Raw genomic sequence first — 18,403 nt, forward strand, 5'->3', positions numbered from 1 at the left:
CGGCGCTAGGCGGGCGCGAGGCGAAGGCTGGCGATGGTGACATCGTCGGCGAGGGTGATGCGGTCCGGCGGCTGGGCCGGGGCGGCGAACTCGGCGAGGGCGGAGAGGAGCGCGGTGACTTCCGCCGCGGGATCGCGGGGGCGGGAGAGGGTGGAGATGATGCGATGCATTCCGAACTCCTCGCCGGCGGGGCTCTGCTGCTCGACGAGTCCGTCGCTGTAGAGGATGAGGCGGGAGTCGGGGTCGAGGACGATGCGGTCCGCGGTGTAGGCGGCGGAGGCATCGATGCCGAGGGGGAGGCCGCCGGTGGATTCGACGCGGACGGCGGGGGCGTTGGCGCGGCAGACGAGGGCGTGGCCGTGGCCCGCATCGACGAAGGCGAGGGAGCGATCGGCGGGGTTGAAGACGCCGAGCCAGAGGGTGATGAAGCGGCCTTCGGAGGAGTGGGCGGTGATATGGCGGTTGGCGTCGGCGATGGCGGCGGCGGGGTCGGCGGAGTGGTGGAGGGAGGCGTTGAGGTGGGCCTGGGCGGTGGCCATGAGCATGGCGGCCTCGACGCCCTTGCCGGAGACATCGCCGAGGAAGACGGCGACGCGGCCGTCGGGCATGGGCATGACATCGATGAGATCGCCGGCGACGAAGCGGCCGGGGCGGGAGCGGATGGACCATTCGAGGCCCGCGATGCGGCCGTCGGGTGCGGGCATGATGAGACGCTGCGCCTCGCGGGCGGCGTTGAGATCGGCCTCGAGCTGGCGCTGTCGGTGTGCGAGTTCGCCGCGGTGGAGGTTGGCGAGGGCGAGACCGGTGATGCGGGCGAGGGCCTGGCAGAAGGCGGGGGCATCGGGCTCGATGGCGCCGGCGTTGAGCGGGGCGGTCTTGCCGATCTCGTGGCGGCGGGAATCGAGGTAGAGGTAAGCGACGGGGGCGGCGTCGAGCATGATGGGGGCGCAGAGAGCGGCCTGGATGCCCAGTTGCATGACGCTCTGGCCGTAGTCCTGGGCGCCGCCCTCTTCGAGGCGGGCGATCTGGCCGTCGGCTGCGGCCTCCATGAGCGAGCGGCTGAAGGTGAAGAGGGACTCGGAGGGGCGGATGCCCATGGGGCCGACCTCGCGGGTGGCGAGGACCTCGATCTGCGAGGTGAATCCGCCGGCGCTGGGGCGGAGGAAGGCGGCGCGCGGGAAGCCGGTGCCAGAGACGAGGGCGTCGAGGACGGCCTGGGCGAGGGCGAACTCGGAGTCGGCGGCGGTGATGGAGGCGGCGCAGTCGAGGATGAGTTCGAGGCGGTGCTGGGCGCGGATGGCGAGTTCGTCGGCGGAGACGCGCTGGATGCGGTGGTAGGTGGAGCCGGCGTCGTCGCTGGTGCTGAGGAGCCTGCCGCGCTGGCCCGCGGGGCCGATGCGGAAGAGCCAGGGACCGATGCGGATGGAGTCGCCGTCGTGGATGGGCGCGGGGTCGTCGGGGATGAGACGGACGCCGTTGAGGTAGGTGCCGTGCGAGGAGGCGAGGTCCTTGAGGAGCCAGGAATCGGCGCGGCAGGAGAGTTCGGCGTGGCGGCGGGAGACGGCGCTGTCGGCGAGGACGATGTCGCAGGCGGACTGGCGGCCGAGGACCCAGGCGCGGTCGGACGAGACGACGAGCGGGTCGATAGGGGGGCCCGCGACGGGCTCGAGGTGGAGGACCCGGGTGATGGTGGAGGTTGGGCTCATGCCGCGTGAAAGGAAGGAGCGGCGCGGCGGTCGGGGGCGCGCGAGAGGGTGCGTCGGCGCCGGGCGCCGTGCTTTATCCTACCAAGTCAGCGGTGACGCAGGGTGGCGGTGCGGGCTCGGGCTGGGCGGAGCCCGCAGGCGTGGAGGAGATCGGCGAGCGTTGCTGGGGGGTGGCCACGCTTGCTGTTGGCGCTGCCGATCTCGAACGCGAGTCTCCATTGGTCCCGCAGCGTGCGCTGGGCGGCCCAGTAGCCGGTTCGGGGGTCGTACATATTGGTCGATTCGGAGCTGACGCCGTTGAGTTCGACGATGGCAAGGTCGCGGCCGGCGCGGAAGGCTTCCACGCAGGAGTAGCGCACATCGAAGCGGCCGAAGTGGAAGCCGGGGTATGACTGGGCGATGCGGTCGACGGCATTGGTGAGGTCGTCGGTGATGAGGTGGGCGCCGTCGAGGAACATCGAGCCCTGGCAGTGGTTGCCGGCGATGCCAAGGGAAATGGGTTCGCCGGGTCCGGGGACGGTGCCTGCGGCGGGGCCGAGGCGGCGGATGAAGATGTGCGCCTGGAGGCGGTAGCGGGGGTGGTTCCAAATGAGGTTGCGGAGGGTGGAGCGGCCGTCGCCGTGGATGAGAGGGAACCGCTTGTCGGTGATGGAGAAGATGCGGCCGCGGGGCTCGCCGGGGTGGCGGATGTAGAAGATGCCGGCTTCAAAGGGGCCGGGGTGGTAGACCTGGGCGATGACGGGGCCCGGGTTGGCAGCGAGGTAGGCGAGAGCCTGGGCGTGGGAGCGGGTGAGTTCGACGCCGGCGCCGCGCTGGCCGACATCGGGCTTGAGGATGATGGGGAAGGACCATGCGCGCTGCTGCATGATGCGGAGGAGCGCGGCGGACCGCTCGGGCGCGGGTGCGGGCGGGAGGATCGCGGCGGGGACGACTGCGGATTCCGGGAGACGGGAGAGGATGTCCCACTTGGACTCGCCGATGACGCCGCCGAGCGGCATGGCGGGGTTCGCGGCGGTGAAGGCGGTGAGGCTGCGATGGCGGAAGGCGAGGCGCAGGAGGTGTGGGGCGAGCGGAGCGTAGATCATCCATGCGGGCCAGAACTCCCAGCGGAGACGGCGGCTGATGATTGCACGGGTTCGTGTTCGGGCGTGGCGCCAGCGCTCCGCGATGCCGGCGGCCGGGCGGGCCGGGATTGGCGGAGCGATCATCGGCGTCGCGCCGGGGTGGGCCGTCATCCGGCCACCCTGGCCCGCTTGAGCGGGAGGGCCGAGCGGGTGGTGACGAGGGGAGTGGAGGCGTCCTCCGGGATGGGGGAGTAGTCGAGGGAGGCCGAGTGGTCCCAGAGTTCGATGACGGTGCGGCTGACGGTGCGGGCGTCGGGGCGTGACATGAGCACGCTCAGGTGGGGGCGGGTCGGCCAGGTGTGTGTGTGGAAGCGGTCCTGCGCGGCGGAGGGGTCGTCGGCGCGGGCGACGATGGACTCGAAGAGTCGGCGGCGGCGCGGTTCGACCATGTGATCACCGAGGCTCGAAGAGGTGAGCATGAGAGGGCGGCCGAGCGGGGCGCGTGAGGAGATGCGGAGCGTGCGGGAGTCTGATGTGAGGACGGCGGACTCGCCGCGGGCGGCGATGAACAGGGAAAAGGGTGGGTAGGCGGCGGGATCGATGGAGTGGAGCGAGGTGAGGGCCTCGGAGATCGAGGACTCGGCGAGTGCGAGGGGGACGAGTTCGCCGCGGGACCGCGGTGCGCTGGCAGGGATGCCGGGGGATGGGTTGGCGTTGAGGAGCGTGGCGATGAGGCCGGAGTCGTTGACGCCGATCCAGGTGCCGCCGGACTGGGGATCAATGGGAGCGAGAGCGGATCGCGGGCCGGCGGTGATGACGATGGGGGGCGTAGCGGCGGGGCGGGTGCGGCGCTCATCGCGGTTGCAGACGAGGCGGAGGAGGGGGGAGTGCTCGCGGGCCGAGCCGGCGGCGCGACGGAACCTCGGGGCCACGACTGTTACCGTGCACATCGACCTGAATCCAAGTGGGCGAGGGTGGAGGGGGCGTAGCCGAAGGTGGCGGGGACGGGCGTGCCGAGCGAGATCGCCATGGATCGCACGGTGGCGTTGTGGTGGATCGTGTGGCTGAGGACGAAGGCGAGTTCGCGGCCGAGGGTTGATTCGACTTCGACGCAGGCGCCGCCGCGGGATGGCATGACGCGGACGTTGAGCAGATCGTCGGCGTCGGCGCGGGCGAGATCGAGGATGGCCTGGTGGAGGCGGCGGATCTCGACGACGGCGGCGGCGGGGCTGGACTCGATCGTGGTACCGCGGTCGCGGTGGTCGTAGTCGACGACGCCGGTGCGGGCGCCGGTGGTGAGGGCGCGGACGTGGTCGAGGGCGTGGCGGATGTGGGCGCCGAGGGAGCCGTTCGCGAATGTGGGGCCGCAGGGGCGGGTGTACAGGTCCACGGTGAGGGAGAGGGCGACGGACTCGAGTTCGGCGAGGATGTCGGCGAGCGGGGCCGCGAGGAGCGCGGCGCTGGTGCTGTGACGGGTGAGGTGATCGATGGTGGTGTGCATGTGCGGCGCCCCGGGGGTTGGTCGGGATTGAGATGCCGTTGGGTGCATGGAGTTGCGGGGCGGATTAGTGCGGGGTGGTTGCGGAACGGCGGATGTTGTCGGGTGGCACGGAGAGCATGTTGATGCCGTCGAAACGGCGGAGTATTCCCGAGACTACCACGGGTTCGCCCACGAGGTCGAGCATGGGGGGCGGGAGCGGTTCGCCGCGGTCGGTTACCAGGAGGTAATAGTCGTGGCCGTCGGTGGTTGGAACGACGAGCATCGGGGGGATGCCTCGGGAGATGCAGAGGGTGGCGCAGGCTTTGTGGCCTTTGCCGTCGCCGGGTTTCATCGCGCCGAGGAAGCACTTGTAGTCGACGATCTCGCCGCGGAGGGTGATGGGGCCGAGGGTGTCGGTAGTGGGGGCGGGCACAGGGGATTGTGAAGGGAGGGGTGTGACGGCGTCGGCGTCGGGGAGGAGTTCGAGGATCTCGCGGCCGTCGCGGTCGAGCCTCCAGCCTCGGATGCGGACGTGGACGCCGTCGTTGGACGCGACGCGGTCCTGGGCGCCGTGCTTGCCTTCCTGGACGAGGAAGATGGTGGTTGGGGGATCGCCAGGGTGCTGCGGGGCGACCCTGAGGATTGGGTAGGGGTGGGCGACGAGGGTTCCCTCACGGGAGACGGGGAGGCCGGTGTCCCAGACGGCGGGTCCGGGATCGCGCTGGGTCAAGGCGATGATGGCGGCGGAGATCGCCGCAAGCCAGAGGATGGCGGGGATCAGCACGCGAAGGGCGCGCCGATGAGTCTGCGGCATGGGGAGGTAGCCGACGTAGAAGTCGTCGGGCGCGGGGGTGGAGGTATGTTCAGGCATGGGCCGGCTCCAGCGGTTCGAAGCGGGCCGGGGGGACAGGGGTGCCTGGTGGGAGCGGGTCGGGGTTGATGAGGATGCGCCGGCCTTCGATGCGGACCTGGTACGTGGGGATGCGCTCGGTGAACGGGGGCGGCGACTGGCCGCTGGCGGGGAGGTACTGGTAGCCGTGCCAGGGACAGGTGATGCAGCCGTCGATGACCTTGCCCTCGCTGAGCGGGCCGCCCTGGTGGGCGCAGGTGTCGGAGACCGCGGAGATCGAGCCGTTGTGGCGGAAGACGGCGACGCGGGCGGGAGGGGAGTTGCCGGCGCGCTTGATGCAGATGGAGGCGGCGCGGTTGTCGGGGATGTCGTCGACGGCGCCGGCATCGATCCAGGCGGGCGCGGGTGGGATGGGGATGGCCGCGCGATCGCGGGCGAGTTCGCGGCGGCCGGCGATGAGGTGGAGGGAGCTGACCAGGGAGATGCTGATCGCCAGGAGGATGGGGTAGAGGAGGCTGCGCTCGGACTGCAGGATGCCGAGGGCGACGTGCATGATGATCAGGGCGTAGGCGGCGTACACGAGCATGTGCAGGGACTTCCAGATCCGGGGCGAGAGGTTGGCGAGCCAGAAGTCGTGGCTGGTGGCGGCCATGAGGAAGAGGATGAGAAGGGCGAGGAACCCGAGGACTTCAAAGCGGAACCCGCTGATCGAGGCGAAGGAGGTGACGCCGCCGCTCTCGACCAGGGTGGCGACGATGGGGTTCCGGCCCCCGAAGGCGCCGTAGTAGAGGGTGGCGAGGGCGGCATGGGCGAGCGCAACGAGGAACATGCAGACGCCGAGGTGTCGGCGGTTGTAGAGAAGCGGGGCGGCGCGGGGCCACAGGCGGGCGAGCGGGCCGATGCAAAGGATGATGGTGAGCATGACCAGGGCGCAGGTGGCCAGCGCGCGGATCAGAAGGATCTCGTCGCTGATCGCGTGGCGGCCGCGCCAGGCGAGTTTGCCGACGGCGATGAAGGCGAGGAGGTAGAGGGCGACGCCGGAGACCATGGTGAGGTCGTAGAGGCGCTTGTGCCGGTTCCACTGCACGAGGCGGTATGAGGCGCTCATGGGCGGGCTCCGGGTGTGGAGGAGGCCGGCGCGACAGGCGCGGGGCGGGCGAGGAGGGCGCCGGCGAGCGCGATGAGGAGGGCGGCGCCGAGCACGGTCCAGAGGGCGGCGTGGATGCGTCGCTGGGTCGGGGTCAATGCCGGGGGTCCTTGTCGGGGGATGTGTTGCGTCGGGCGGCCAGCCAGCGGCGCAGGAGCAGAGGCCAGAGGGCGGCGGCGCCGGGGAGGATGACGAGGCGGAATCCGATCGGGGCGTGCCGAGCGACTGGGTCGATGCGGGCGGCGCCCACGAGCGAGAACGCGATGGCGAAGAGCAGGCCGAGCGCGAGGTAGGCGGCGAGGAGGATGAGCAGGATGGCGACCGGGTCCATGGGCTAGTTCCCGTCGGTGGCGGCGTGTGCGGAATCGGCGCTGAGTGAGCCGTCGCGCATGTAGGGATCGAGGAGGGTTCGGAGGGCTTGGCGGGCGCGGTGGAGGCGGGTCTTGACGGCGGCGTCGGTGAGGCCGAGGTGGGCGGCGGTCTGGGCGGTATCGAGTTCCTCGATGTCGCGTAGGAGCAGGACGAGGCGGTAGGGCTCGGGGAGGCGGTCGATGCAGGAGCGGATGATCGATGCGAGTTCGTCTCGGTCGAGGCGGTTGGTGGGGGGCTGGCGCCACGGGCTGGGGGCGACGGCGTGGTGGCCGGACTCGTCGAACGCGGGGAGGAGCCCCTCGATGGAGCCGGCGGGGTGGCGGGAATCGGTTCGGCGCTTCATGAGCGCCGCGTTCACGGCGATGCGGTGGAGCCATGTCGAGAGGCGAGAGGTTCCCTCGAAGGAGGCGATGGCCTTGAACGCGGAGAGGAAGGCGTCCTGGACGGCGTCCTGGGCGTCGGCTTCGCTGCGGAGGTAGCGGCGGGCGACGGCGAGCATCCGCGGGCCGTACTCGCGGACGACGTGGTCGAACGCCGCTTCATCGCCGGATCGCAGCCGGGCGAGGAGATCCGCCTCGGGATCGGCGTGCGGCGATGCGGTGGAGCCGGGTCGTGCAGCGGTCATGACTGGGTCTCCTCGAGCAGCGTAGCGATGTACGGGGATGGTGCGTGCAGGCGGAAGCCGCGGGCGCGCAGGTGGGCGAGCATGTCGAGGCCGCGGGAGTCGGCGGACAGCAGGCCGGAGAGATCGAGCGTGACAGCGCTGGGTGACTGGGCCGTGTTGCACAGGCGCAGGAGTTCACCGACGCCGTCGGAATCGAGGCGGCCCTCGATCCGGATGGTCCTGCTGGTGGTGGAGGTGGATTGCGAGAGTTTGAACACTGGCGTGCCTCCGTGTGCCGGGTGTGTGGCAAGCCGCGTGCCAGTGGTGCCGGGTCGGGCGGGTGTGTTGCTAAGTAGTGGAAACAGCAGCGTTTGCAGGCGATTGGGACTTCGCGGCGGGGAAACGGCGAGGCGCGGCCGGCCGCGTGGGGACGCGACGGGCCGCGTCGGCGGGCTCAGGCCTTGATGCCGAGTTTCGCCATCTTGCTGCGGAGCGTGCTGGGCGGGAGTCCGAGGATGGCGGCGGCGCCGGAGGGGCCGGCGATGGCGCCGCCGGTCTGGCGGAGGACGGCGGCGATGTGCTCGCGCTCGACGTCGGCAAGGGAGGAGCCTGCGCGAGGGGCCGAAGCCGCGGGGGCTGCGCCGCGAGGAAGGAGGATACTCGGGTCGACGCGGAGGACGGGTTCGTCGTCGGGGGTGAGGATGACGGCTCGCTCGATGACGTTGCGCAGTTCGCGGATGTTCCCGGGCCAGGGGTAGCGGGAGAGGCGGCTCAGGGTCTCGGGGTCGACGCGGTCGATGCGCTTGCCCATGGCGGCGGCGATGGGGGTGACGAAGTAGCCGGTGAGGAGGGGGATGTCGGAGGGGCGGTCGCGGAGCGGCGGGACGGAGATCGGGAAGACGCCGAGGCGGTAGTAGAGGTCGGCGCGGAAGCGGCCGGCGTCGACATCGGCGGCGAGGTCGCGGTTGGTGGCGGCGATGACGCGGACATCGACCTTGATGGTCGAGGAGCCGCCGACGCGTTCGAACTCCTGTTCCTGGAGGACGCGGAGGAGCTTGACCTGAACATCAGGGGAGACCTCGCCGACCTCATCGAGGAAGATGGTGCCGCCGTTGGCGAGTTCGAAGCGGCCGCGGCGGGCGGCGACGGCGCCGGTGAAGGCGCCCTTTTCGTGCCCGAAGAACTCGCTCTCGACCAAGCCGGCGGGGAGGGCGGCGCAGTTGACCTTGATGAAAGGGCGGTCGTGGCGCTGACTGCGGGCGTGGACGGCGCGGGCGATGAGCTCCTTGCCTGAGCCGGTCTCGCCCATGATGATGACGTTGGAATCGGTGGGCGCGACGAGGGCGATGTCGGCGAGGACCTTGCGGATGGCTGGGCTCTTGCCGACGATGTCGGGCTCGGAGCCCGGGGCGTGGCCGGCAGCGGTTTCCTTGAGGTAGGCGTTCTCGTGCCGGAGTTCCTCGAGGCGGCGGCGGGTCTGCTCGCGCTCGCCGATGTCCCGCAGGGTGATCGCGACGAGGGCGGAGCGGCCCGCGGCGGCGAAGGAGACGGCGCCCTCGATGGGGAACTCCTCGCCGTCGGCGCGGCGGGCGGCGAGGCCGGCGGGGAGCGGGTGAGAAGCGCCGGCGTGGGCCGGGGCGGATTCGGCGGCGTAGCGCTGGAGGTGGGCCGCGAGGGCTGGGGGGGCGAAGCGGGTGATCGGAGCGCCGACCGCGTCGGCCTGGGTGCAGCGGAAGATGCGCTCGGCCGCGGAGTTGAAGATGGCGATGCGGAGAGAGGAATCGAAGGCGACGACGGCGTCCATCGAGGCGTTGATGACGGAGCGGAAACGCTCCTCGCTCTGGCGGAGGGCTTCCTCGGCGCGGCGGCGGAGGAGCTCGGTGGTGGCGCGGGCGGCGAAGATGCGGAAGACCGCGAGGTTGCGGGGCACGGGGGGCATCGGGCGGGTGTCGAGGACGAAGAGGTGGCCGAGGACGCCGCCGGCGGGATCCAGCAGCGGGACTCCGAGGTAGCTCTCTGCGCCGAGTGCGACCAGCGGTTTGTCGGCGGGGAAGCGGGCGCAGAGCCCTGATGGGTGGTGCGCAAAGCGGCCGCCGATGACGCTCTCGCAGGGGGTGCCGACGACGGAGTACTCGACGTTGTCGAGGAATCTCGTGCCGCCCCAGAACGCGAGGGTGCGGACGGTGAGCGGGGGGCTAAGGAACTCGGCGACGACGGCGTACTTGACGGAGATGGCCGTGGCGAGGTTGCGGACCAGGGCCTGGAAGCACTCGTCGCCGGAGGTCTGAGCGATGCCTTTGAGGAGGGAGTAGAGGACCGAGTCTTCGGAGAGGAGTTCCTGGGGGGCCCCGGGTCCGCCGTCGGGGGCGGGCGATGGGTGGGCGGGGATGGGGGCTGGGGGAGAGGCTGGGTGGGCCTGGTCGGTCACGCTCGCTGCGCCTTCAGGAGCCGGGTGTCCACGCGCGGCATGGTCTGGCCCCGCAGGGGCAGGGTACCAGAGGCGTCTGGGGTGCACCAGCGTGGGCCGCATAGCGGGGTGTCAGCGTGAGGATTGGCGGGCCGCGCGGATGGCGGCGACGAGGGACTCGGGCGCCGGGTCGTCCTTGGCATGAGCGAAGGCGTCCTTGCCGAGTTTGACGGCCTGGGAGTAGGTCCGCAGGTAGTCGCGGCAGGCCTCGCAGACGGCCAGGTGGCCCTCGAAGGCGGACCTGGTTACGGCCGGCAGTTCGTCGTCGAGGTAGAGCATCAGGAAGTCGGCGATCTCTTGGCACGTCATGCGAGACTCCTGAGCCGGCAATACCGGGGCGACGTGGGTTGGATGCGGTTTTCGTTCCCGGGTTACGGGTGGTGCGGGAGAATTCGTGGAGACGGCAACGCGGGGCGGCGCGGCGGCATCGAACGACCGCGGCTCAGTCACGCCCCCCCGGCGGCCCCTTGGTCTGCCGGCACGGGGCGTGGGGGCGCACACGGAGATGATACATGAAGGCCGTCGCTGTCTACCCGCGGGAGCGGGATATCCGTCTGATCGAGGTTGCCGAGCCACGGATCACGTCGCCGACGCAGGTGAAACTGCGAACGCTGGAGGTGGGGGTGTGCGGGACGGACCGGGAGATCTGCGGGTTCCATTACGGGACGCCGCCGGAGGGGTCGGAGTTCCTGGTCATCGGGCACGAGTGCCTTGGGGAGGTGGTGGAGGTGGGGTCGGGGGTGACCGGGTTCAAGCCGGGTGACCTGGCGGTGCTGACGGTCCGGCGGGGCTGCGGGCTGCGGGAGTGCCCGGCGTGCGGCGAGGGGCGGCAGGACTTCTGTTACACGGGGCGGTTCACCGAGCGGGGGATCAAGCAGCAGCACGGGTACATGACCGAGATGGTCGTGGACGAGCAGCAGAACATGGTGCCGGTGCCCAGGAGCCTGCGCGAGGTCGCGGTGCTGGTCGAGCCGCTCACGATCGCGGAGAAGGCGCTGATCGAGGTGTGGCAGGTGCAGCAGCGCCTGCCGTGGTCGTGCCCGACGGCGAAGGACAAGAAGCCGGGGCACTGCCACCATGCGCTGGTGCTGGGGGCGGGGCCGATCGGGCTGCTGGGGGCGATGGCGTTCGCCGCGGCGGGGTTCTCGACGTTCGTGTACTCGAGGGAGGACGAGGGGAGTGAGAAGGCAGAACTGGTGCGGTCGTTCGGGGCGACGTATGTGTCGGCCGGGAGGACACCGGTGGAGGGGCTGGTGGATCGGATCGGGACGATCGACGTGGTGTACGAGGCGACGGGGGCCTCGCGGCTGTCGTTCGAGGTGCTCAAGCAGGTGGGGGCCAACGCGGCGTTCATCTTCACGGGGGTGCCGGGGCTGAAGGGGCCGGCGGAGATCGACACCGACCAGATCATGCGGAACATGGTGCTCAAGAACCAGGTGCTGCTGGGGACGGTGAACGCGGGGCGTGACGCGTTCGAGGCAGCGATCCGCGACCTTGGCGTGTTCATGGAGAAGTGGCCGGGCGCGGTGCGGAAACTGCTGACGGGCCGGTTCCGCGCGCAGGACTACCGGGAGCCGCTGCTGTCGACCGACGGCATCAAGAGCGTCATCACGTTTTCCTGATCGGGCCTGGCGCGGCGGCGCCGGGCGGCGGATGAGGAGGCGGCGATGACCATGGTTGAAGCGGTGGCGCGGCACTGGCCGGAGTATGTCATCGAGGGCGTGCTGCTGGGGCTGTTCATGGTCTCCGCGTGCGTGGCGGTGATCGTGGTGGAGCATCCGGGCTCGCCGGTGCGGCGGGCAGTTCGGAGCGGGCTGGCCCGTCGGGCGATCGTCGGGGCGGCGATGGGGCTGACGGCGGTGGCGCTGATCACATCGGCGTGGGGGAAGCGGTCCGGGGCGCACATGAATCCGGCGGCGACGCTCGCGTTCGCGTGGCTCGGGAAGGTGGATGGGTGGGACGCGGCGTGGTATGTCGTTGCACAGTGCATCGGCGGGGTCGCGGGTGTGCTGCTGTGTCGGGGGGTGCTGGGCGCGGTGGTCTCTCATCCGTCGGTGGAGTACGTGGTCACGCGGCCGGGGCCGCGGGGCGCGGTGTGGGCGTTCTGGGGTGAGTTGGGGATCTCGTTCGTTCTGCTGCTGGCGGTGCTGGTGCTGAGCGGGCGGATGGGGACGGCCGCGCTCACGCCGTGGGTGGTCGGGGTGCTGCTCACGGTGTACATCGCGTTCGAGGCGCCGCTGTCGGGGATGAGTCTCAATCCGGCGCGGACACTGGCGTCGGCCGTGGCGGCCCGGCGGTACACGGCGCTGTGGGTGTACCTCGCGGCGCCGACGCTGGGCATGCTGGGCGCGGCGGCGGTGTACACGGCCGTTCCCGGCTGGGGGAGTGTGCCGTGCGCGAAACTGGATCACTCGGGCCCGGGGCCGTGCCTCTTCCACTGCGAGTTTGAGGAGCGGTCGCGGCTGCACGCAACGTCGCAGCGCGACCGGCATCCGACGGACGGCGGGGCGCGCTGAACCGGGTTGGGGGCGCGCGGACCAGGAGCCTCACATGCAGCGGGATGGTCGCTACGACGTCATCATCATCGGGAGCGGGGCGGGCGGTGGCACGCTGGCGCGGCACCTGGCACCGTCGGGGAAACGGATCCTGATCGTGGAGCGCGGCGGTTTTCTGCCGCGGGAATGGGCGAACTGGGACCCGAAAGCGGTGTTCGAGGAGCAGCGGTACCTCGCGAAGGAGACGTGGTACGACCGCGACGACCGGCCGTTCACGCCGTTCACGCATTACTGCGTGGGTGGGAATACAAAGGTGTACGGGGCGGCGCTGCTGCGGATGAGGGAGGATGACTTCGGCGAGGTGCGGCACTACGGGGGGATCTCTCCGGCGTGGCCGATCACGTACGAGGATCTCGAGCCGTACTACACGCGGGCGGAGCGGATGTACAGCGTGCACGGCCGACGCGGCTCGGACCCGCACGAACCGCGTGCGTCGTCGCCGTACCCGTTCCCGCCGATCGAACACGAGCCGCGGATGCGGGAGGTCTTTGAGGATCTTCGGGCGCTGGGGCACAGGCCTTTCCCGATCCCGCTGGGTGTTCGCCTACCGGAGCCGGCGAGCGCGGATCGGCCAGCATCGTCGTACCGCCTCGGCCGGTTTGACGGGTACCCGGATGTGACGGAGGTGAAAGCCGATGCGCAGGTGTGCGGCGTCGGGCCGGCGCTGGCGTATCCGAACGTGTCGCTGGTGACCGGGTGCGTGGCGGAGCGGCTGGAGACGGACGAGTCGGGGCGGCGGGTGATCGGGGTAGTGGTGCGGCGCGAGGGGACGGGTGAGCGGGTGGTTCTCTCGGGGGATGTCGTTGTGGCGGCGTGTGGGGCCGTGAACACCGCCGCGCTGATGCTGCGATCGGCGAACGAGCGGCACCCGCGCGGGCTGGCGAACTCGTCGGACCAGGTCGGCCGGAACTACATGACGCACAACAACGGGATGGTCATCGCGGTGACGGAGGGACAGAACCCGTCGCAGTTCCAGAAGTCGTTCGGGCTCACGGAGTTTTACCGGGGCGCGCCGGACTCGGCTCTGCCGCTGGGGACGATCCAGCTGATGGGGAAGCCGGATCCGGGAACGCTGGCGTTCATGGCGAAGGGGACGATGGACAACGTGCCGGTGGAGGAGTTGGCAAAGCGGACCGTTGATTTCTTCATCACGGCGGAGGATCTGCCGGATGCGCAGAACCGGGTCTTGCTGCGGGGGGACGGGGCGATCCGGATCGCGTACACGCAGAACAACATCGAGGCGTACGACCGGCTGGAGGCGAAGCTGCGGGAGATGATGGACGCGGCGGAGCGCCGGCACGGGCGCGCGGCGCCGACGTACCTGACGCTCAAGCTGGGTGTGAACGGGGTGAGCCACCAGTGCGGCACGATGCGGATGGGATCGGATCCGGCGACGTCGGTGGTCGACCCGTCGTGCCGGGCCCATGACGTGGACAACTTGTACGTCGCGGACAGTTCCTGCTTCGTCTCGAGCAGCGCGGTGAACCCCTCGCTGACGATCATGGCGAATGCGATGCGGGTCGGGGATGAGATCCTGGGCCGGATCGGGTGCCCGTCGTGCTCGGCGCTGGCGGCCGAGATGGAAGGGAGCGCGGCGGTATGACGAGGGCCACAGCGATCAGGCGGTGGATCGTTGCGTGCGCGGCGGGGATCGCGATCGCGGGCGGCGCCGGAGTGATGGTGGCGACCGAGCCACCGGCGCGGTCCGTGGAATCGGGCACGGCCATGGCCGGGCCGCTGGTGCGGGCCGTCGGGCCGATCGGGATCACGGTGAGCGACTTGGAGGGGGCGGTTCGCTTCTACACGGGTGTCCTGGGGTTCGAGCGGGTGGTCGACGTGGAGATCGCGGGGGACGCCGCGGAGCGGCTGCGCGGGTTGTTTGGCGTCCGGGCGCTGGTGGCGCGGTTGCGATTGGGCTCGGACGAGATCGAGCTGACGCAGTACCTGGCCCCGGAGGGGCGGCCGATCCCGGCGGATTCCCGGAGCAACGACCGCTGGTTCCAGCACATCGCGATCGTCGTGGCGGATATGGACCGGGCGTACGCGCTGCTCAGGCAGCACCGCGTGCGGCACGCCTCATCGGGGCCGCAGACGCTGCCGGCATGGAACACGGACGCGGCGGGGATCTCGGCGTTCTACTTCAAGGATCCGGATGGGCACGTGCTGGAGGTGATTCACTTCCCGGCGGGCAAGGGGGACCCGAAGTGGCACGCCGCGGCGGACTCGGCGAGGTTGTTCCTGGGGATCGACCACACCGCGATCGTGGTGGCGGACACGGAGCGGAGCCTGGAGTTCTACCGCGACACGCTGGGCCTGCACGTGGCGGGATCGAGCGAGAACTACGGGACTGAGCAGGAGCACCTCAACAACGTGTTCGGGGCGCGCCTGCGGATTACGTCGCTCCGGGCCGAGTCGGGTCCGGGGGTCGAACTGCTGGAGTACCTGTCACCGAGCGACGGCCGCGCGGCACCGACGGATGAGAAGGCGAGCGACCTGACGCACTGGACGACCGGGCTGATCGTGTGGGATGGGCCTGTGGCGGAGGCGTCGCTGCGAGCGGCGCGGGCGAGGTGGGTGTCGCCCGGGCTGGTCGAGACGCCGGACGGCGTAGCGATGCAGGTGCGGGATCCGGATGGACACGCGCTGATCGTTTCGGCGTCGGCGAGCGCTGGCACGAGGGTGTCCCGGTGATCAGACGGATTGTGCGACCGGAGGGTGTGGAGCGGAGCCAAGAATGAGCAAGTCCCTGTCCATCCTGTGCTGGGTGATGCAGATAGCGGCCGCGGGAATCCTGCTGCAGACGCTGTTCTTCAAGTTCAGCGGGGCGGAGGAGTCGCGGTACATCTTCTCGACGCTCGGTGTGGAGCCGTGGGGGAGGTTTGCCGCGGGCACCGCGGAGCTGGTGGCGGTGGTGCTGCTGCTGGTGCCGCAGACGGCGGCGATCGGGGCGGCTCTCGCGGCGGTGCTGATGGGCGGGGCGGTGATGAGCCATCTGACGAGGCTCGGGGTGGAGGTACGGGGCGATGGGGGGTTGCTGTTCGCGCTGGCCGTGGTGGTGTTGGCGGCGAGCGTGGGGGTGGTGGTGATCCGCCGGTCGCAGTTGCCGGTGATCGGTCCGCAGCTGCGCAGTGTGGCGGGGACCGAGACAGTCTGAGCGTGATTCAAACCGGGGCCGCGCAGCGGCGGATTTCAGGAGACGGCGATGGCGATGCACAACGGAACGACGGCACGTCCTGGTGGGCAAGCAGAACGCAAGGACCCGGAGTCGGTACGACTGGCGGAGGATGGGCGGCGGGAGAAGAACTGGAAGCGGTGGGGGCCGTACCTCGCGGAGCGGCAGTGGGGGACGGTACGGGAGGACTACTCCGAGGGGGGCGACTGCTGGAACTCGTTCTCGCATGACCAGGCGCGGTCTCGCGCCTACCGGTGGGGCGAGGATGGCCTGCTGGGGATCACGGACCGGGAATGCCGGCTGTGCTTCGGGCTTGCGCTGTGGAACGGGAAGGACCCGATCCTTAAGGAGCGGCTCTTCGGGCTGACGGGCCCAGAGGGGAACCACGGCGAGGACGTCAAGGAGGAGTACTTCTACCTCGACTCTACGCCGACGCACTCGTACATGAAGGTGCTGTACAAGTACCCGCAGGCGGAGTTCCCGTACGCGCGGCTGGTGCACGAGAACAGGTCGAGGGGGCGCGGCGAGGCGGAGTACGAACTGGCGGACACCGGCGTGTTCGCGCAGAGCAGGTACTTCGATGTGCAGGCCGAGTACGCCAAGGCGGGGCCGGATGATGTGCTGATCCGCGTGACGGTGTCGAACCGGGGGCCGGAGCCGGCGAGGATCGACGTGCTGCCGACGTTGTGGTTCCGGAACACGTGGTCATGGCCGACGCAAGGCGAGGCGGCCGGGAAGCCGAGGCTCGCCCGCGCCGCATCGCAGGTGGTCGCCGATCACCCGACGCTGGGGCGGTTCCGGCTGGCCGTGGGGACAGGGCCGGACGGGCGGGAACCTGAACTGCTGTTCACGGAGAACGAGAGCAACGCTGCGAGGCTGTATGGGGGGACGAACACCTCGGGGTACGCGAAGGACGGGTTCCACGAGCGCGTGGTCGGCGGGCGGGAGAGCGCGGTGAATCCATCGGGCGAGGGGACGAAGGCCGCCGCGTGGTATCGGATGGAGATCCCGGCGGGGGGGCGCGTGTCGCTGCGGCTGCGGCTGTGCCCGGAGTCGGACGCGCCGGCGCGAGGGGTTGGCGAGGACTTTGACAGCGTGTTCGAGCAGCGGCTCGGCGAGGCCGACGAGTTTTACACCGGGCTCGGGCATGATCGGCTGGAGCCCGAGCAGCGGGCGGTGGCGCGGCAGGCCGCCGCGGGATTGCTGTGGAGCAAGCAGTTCTATTACTACGTCATCAAGCCGTGGATGACCGGCGACCCGGGGCACCCGGCGCCGCCGGAATCCCGCAAGTCGGGGCGGAATGCGGACTGGTTGCACCTGTACAACCGTGACATCATCTCGATGCCGGACAAGTGGGAGTACCCGTGGTTCGCGGCGTGGGATCTGGCGTTTCACATGATTCCATTTGCGAGGCTGGACCCGCAGTTTGCCAAGGAGCAGCTCCTGCTGCTGCTGCGGGAGTGGTACATGCATCCGAGCGGGCAGATCCCGGCGTACGAGTTTGCGTTCGGGGATGTGAACCCGCCGGTGCACGCGTGGGCATGCTGGCGGGTGTACAAGATGACCGGGCCGCACGGGGGGCGCGACCGTGTCTTCCTGGCCCGGGCGTTCCACAAGCTGCTGCTCAACTTCAACTGGTGGGTGAACCGGAAGGACCCATCGGGGAAGCACCTGTTCGCCGGGGGATTCCTGGGCCTGGACAACATCGGCGTCTTTGACCGGTCGCAGCCGCTGCCCACGGGCGGCACCCTGGAGCAGGCGGATGGGACGGCGTGGATGGCGTTCTATTGCGGCACGATGCTGAGCATCGCGCTGGAACTGGCGTCGGAGGATCCGGCGTACGAAGACGTCGCGAGCAAGTTCTTCGAGCACTTCGTCGCGATCACGGACGCGATCAACACGGTTGGCGGCACGGGATTGTGGGACGAGGCGGACGGGTTCTACTACGACCAGATTCGGCTGGATGGCGGGCGTTCGATCCCGCTCAAGGTGCGATCGCTGGTCGGGATGGTTCCGCTGCTGGCGGTCGAGGTGCTTGAGAACGAGGTGATCGATCGGCTCCCCGGTTTCAAGAAGCGGATGCAGTGGTTCCTGGATCACCGCAAGGACCTGCCGTGGAACACGACATGTGCGTGCGGCCACGGCGGTGCGGACCGGGGGCACCGCCTGCTGGCGATCCCGACGCGGGAGCGGCTCGAGCGAGTGCTGTCGTACCTGCTGGACGAGGGCGAGTTCCTCTCGCCGTACGGCGTGCGGTCCGTGTCGAAGGTGCACGAGCGGTCGCCGTACGTGCTGGGACTTGGCGGGCGGGAGTACCGCGTAGATTACACGCCGGGGGAATCGACGACAGGGCTGTTCGGCGGGAACTCCAACTGGCGGGGTCCGATCTGGTTCCCGCTGAACTTCCTGATCCTGGAGGCGTTGGAGAGGTATCACCACTTCTACGGTGATGACCTGCGGGTGGAGTGCCCTAAGGGGTCGGGGGTGATGGTCAATCTTGGTCAGGCGGCGGACCTGGTGCGGATGCGCCTCGTGGCGCTGTTCCTGCCCGGGGATGGCGGCCGGCGGCCGTGCCATGGCGAGGAGGCGCGGTTTGCGCTCGATCCCCACTGGCGGGACCTTGTACTGTTCCACGAACATTTTCACGGCGACACCGGCCGCGGCCTTGGGGCCACCCACCAGACGGGCTGGACGGCGCTGGTGCTTCCGATGCTCGAATCTCTTGTACGGGAAAGGCCGGGCGCTGCCGGGCGTGCGAATGAATCAGGTGCGGGAGCGGCAACGGTCACGACATCCCGTCGGGCGCGGGGCGTGCACGCGGCAACGTAAAGCAACGATCCTCATCAGCCGTGCACCGTGTCGGCACTCGGAGCGCCGGCGCGGTGCACGCGCGCCGGGGGCTCCTTCGGGGTAGTCGTGAATGGAGGAGCCTCGGATGAGCGGTGCAACGGGCGCGGGTGGGCGGCATCACACGTGCAGCCAAGCC

18 protein-coding genes are annotated in these 18,403 nt (G+C 70.1%); 6 read left to right on the forward strand and 12 right to left on the reverse strand.

What is annotated here, in order from left to right; all coding sequences use genetic code 11:
• Window positions 1–5: 5 nt before the first annotated feature.
• The 12 genes from KF745_00675 to KF745_00730 form a co-directional block, all read right to left on the reverse strand.
• Window positions 6–1,706 (reverse strand): SpoIIE family protein phosphatase, encoded by a 1,701-nt coding sequence (locus tag KF745_00675; GenBank protein ID MBX3356919.1) that lies wholly within the window; start codon window positions 1,704–1,706, stop codon window positions 6–8.
• 86 nt (window positions 1,707–1,792) lie between these two features.
• Window positions 1,793–2,941, reverse strand: a complete 1,149-nt coding sequence (locus KF745_00680) for a hypothetical protein (GenBank protein ID MBX3356920.1) — start codon at window positions 2,939–2,941, stop codon at window positions 1,793–1,795.
• On the reverse strand, window positions 2,938–3,720 hold the full coding sequence (locus KF745_00685; protein ID MBX3356921.1) for an NRDE family protein: 783 nt from the start codon (window positions 3,718–3,720) through the stop codon (window positions 2,938–2,940). The genes KF745_00680 and KF745_00685 overlap by 4 nt, the downstream gene beginning before the upstream one ends.
• A complete protein-coding gene (locus KF745_00690) occupies window positions 3,708–4,271 on the reverse strand; it encodes a DinB family protein (protein MBX3356922.1) in 564 nt (187 codons plus the stop codon). Before KF745_00690 ends, KF745_00685 begins: the two co-directional genes overlap by 13 nt.
• 64 nt (window positions 4,272–4,335) lie before the next feature.
• Window positions 4,336–5,121 (reverse strand): hypothetical protein, encoded by a 786-nt coding sequence (locus KF745_00695; GenBank protein ID MBX3356923.1) that lies wholly within the window; start codon window positions 5,119–5,121, stop codon window positions 4,336–4,338.
• Window positions 5,114–6,208, reverse strand: a complete 1,095-nt coding sequence (locus KF745_00700; protein MBX3356924.1) for a ferric reductase-like transmembrane domain-containing protein — start codon at window positions 6,206–6,208, stop codon at window positions 5,114–5,116. The genes KF745_00695 and KF745_00700 overlap by 8 nt, the downstream gene beginning before the upstream one ends.
• Window positions 6,205–6,345 carry a hypothetical protein gene (locus tag KF745_00705; GenBank protein MBX3356925.1) on the reverse strand — a complete coding sequence of 47 codons (141 nt, stop codon included), beginning with the start codon at window positions 6,343–6,345 and terminating at the stop codon, window positions 6,205–6,207. The genes KF745_00700 and KF745_00705 overlap by 4 nt, the downstream gene beginning before the upstream one ends.
• Window positions 6,342–6,578 carry a hypothetical protein gene (locus KF745_00710; GenBank protein MBX3356926.1) on the reverse strand — a complete coding sequence of 79 codons (237 nt, stop codon included), beginning with the start codon at window positions 6,576–6,578 and terminating at the stop codon, window positions 6,342–6,344. Before KF745_00710 ends, KF745_00705 begins: the two co-directional genes overlap by 4 nt.
• Before the next feature lie 3 nt (window positions 6,579–6,581).
• Entirely contained in the window at window positions 6,582–7,244 is a 663-nt protein-coding gene (locus KF745_00715; protein ID MBX3356927.1) for a sigma-70 family RNA polymerase sigma factor, read from the reverse strand.
• A complete protein-coding gene (locus tag KF745_00720) occupies window positions 7,241–7,501 on the reverse strand; it encodes an STAS domain-containing protein (GenBank protein MBX3356928.1) in 261 nt (86 codons plus the stop codon). Before KF745_00720 ends, KF745_00715 begins: the two co-directional genes overlap by 4 nt.
• A 176-nt stretch (window positions 7,502–7,677) precedes the next feature.
• Window positions 7,678–9,651 (reverse strand): sigma 54-interacting transcriptional regulator, encoded by a 1,974-nt coding sequence (locus KF745_00725; GenBank protein MBX3356929.1) that lies wholly within the window; start codon window positions 9,649–9,651, stop codon window positions 7,678–7,680.
• A gap of 111 nt (window positions 9,652–9,762) precedes the next feature.
• Window positions 9,763–9,999, reverse strand: a complete 237-nt coding sequence (locus KF745_00730) for a zf-HC2 domain-containing protein (protein MBX3356930.1) — start codon at window positions 9,997–9,999, stop codon at window positions 9,763–9,765.
• A gap of 203 nt (window positions 10,000–10,202) precedes the next feature.
• Between KF745_00730 and KF745_00735 the strand changes: the two genes are divergently transcribed.
• Genes KF745_00735 through KF745_00760 form a run of 6 tightly spaced genes read left to right on the forward strand, consistent with a single transcriptional unit; the run spans window position 10,203 to window position 18,246 of the window.
• Window positions 10,203–11,312, forward strand: a complete 1,110-nt coding sequence (locus KF745_00735; GenBank protein ID MBX3356931.1) for a glucose 1-dehydrogenase — start codon at window positions 10,203–10,205, stop codon at window positions 11,310–11,312.
• Window positions 11,313–11,357: 45 nt separating this feature from the next.
• Window positions 11,358–12,206 carry an aquaporin gene (locus KF745_00740; protein MBX3356932.1) on the forward strand — a complete coding sequence of 283 codons (849 nt, stop codon included), beginning with the start codon at window positions 11,358–11,360 and terminating at the stop codon, window positions 12,204–12,206.
• A gap of 34 nt (window positions 12,207–12,240) precedes the next feature.
• Window positions 12,241–13,848 (forward strand): GMC family oxidoreductase, encoded by a 1,608-nt coding sequence (locus KF745_00745; protein ID MBX3356933.1) that lies wholly within the window; start codon window positions 12,241–12,243, stop codon window positions 13,846–13,848.
• The gene (locus tag KF745_00750) at window positions 13,845–14,936 is read left to right on the forward strand and encodes a VOC family protein (GenBank protein MBX3356934.1); all 1,092 of its coding nucleotides are present in this window, start codon (window positions 13,845–13,847) and stop codon (window positions 14,934–14,936) included. The genes KF745_00745 and KF745_00750 overlap by 4 nt, the downstream gene beginning before the upstream one ends.
• Window positions 14,937–14,979: 43 nt before the next feature.
• Window positions 14,980–15,399 (forward strand): DoxX family protein, encoded by a 420-nt coding sequence (locus KF745_00755; GenBank protein MBX3356935.1) that lies wholly within the window; start codon window positions 14,980–14,982, stop codon window positions 15,397–15,399.
• A gap of 48 nt (window positions 15,400–15,447) precedes the next feature.
• Complete coding sequence (locus KF745_00760) at window positions 15,448–18,246, forward strand: glucosidase (protein ID MBX3356936.1); 2,799 nt, start codon at window positions 15,448–15,450, stop codon at window positions 18,244–18,246.
• Window positions 18,247–18,403 lie beyond the last annotated feature (157 nt).

It is taken from the genome of Phycisphaeraceae bacterium, from assembly GCA_019636655.1.
In the GTDB taxonomy this organism is placed as follows: Bacteria; Planctomycetota; Phycisphaerae; order Phycisphaerales; family UBA1924; genus JAHBXB01.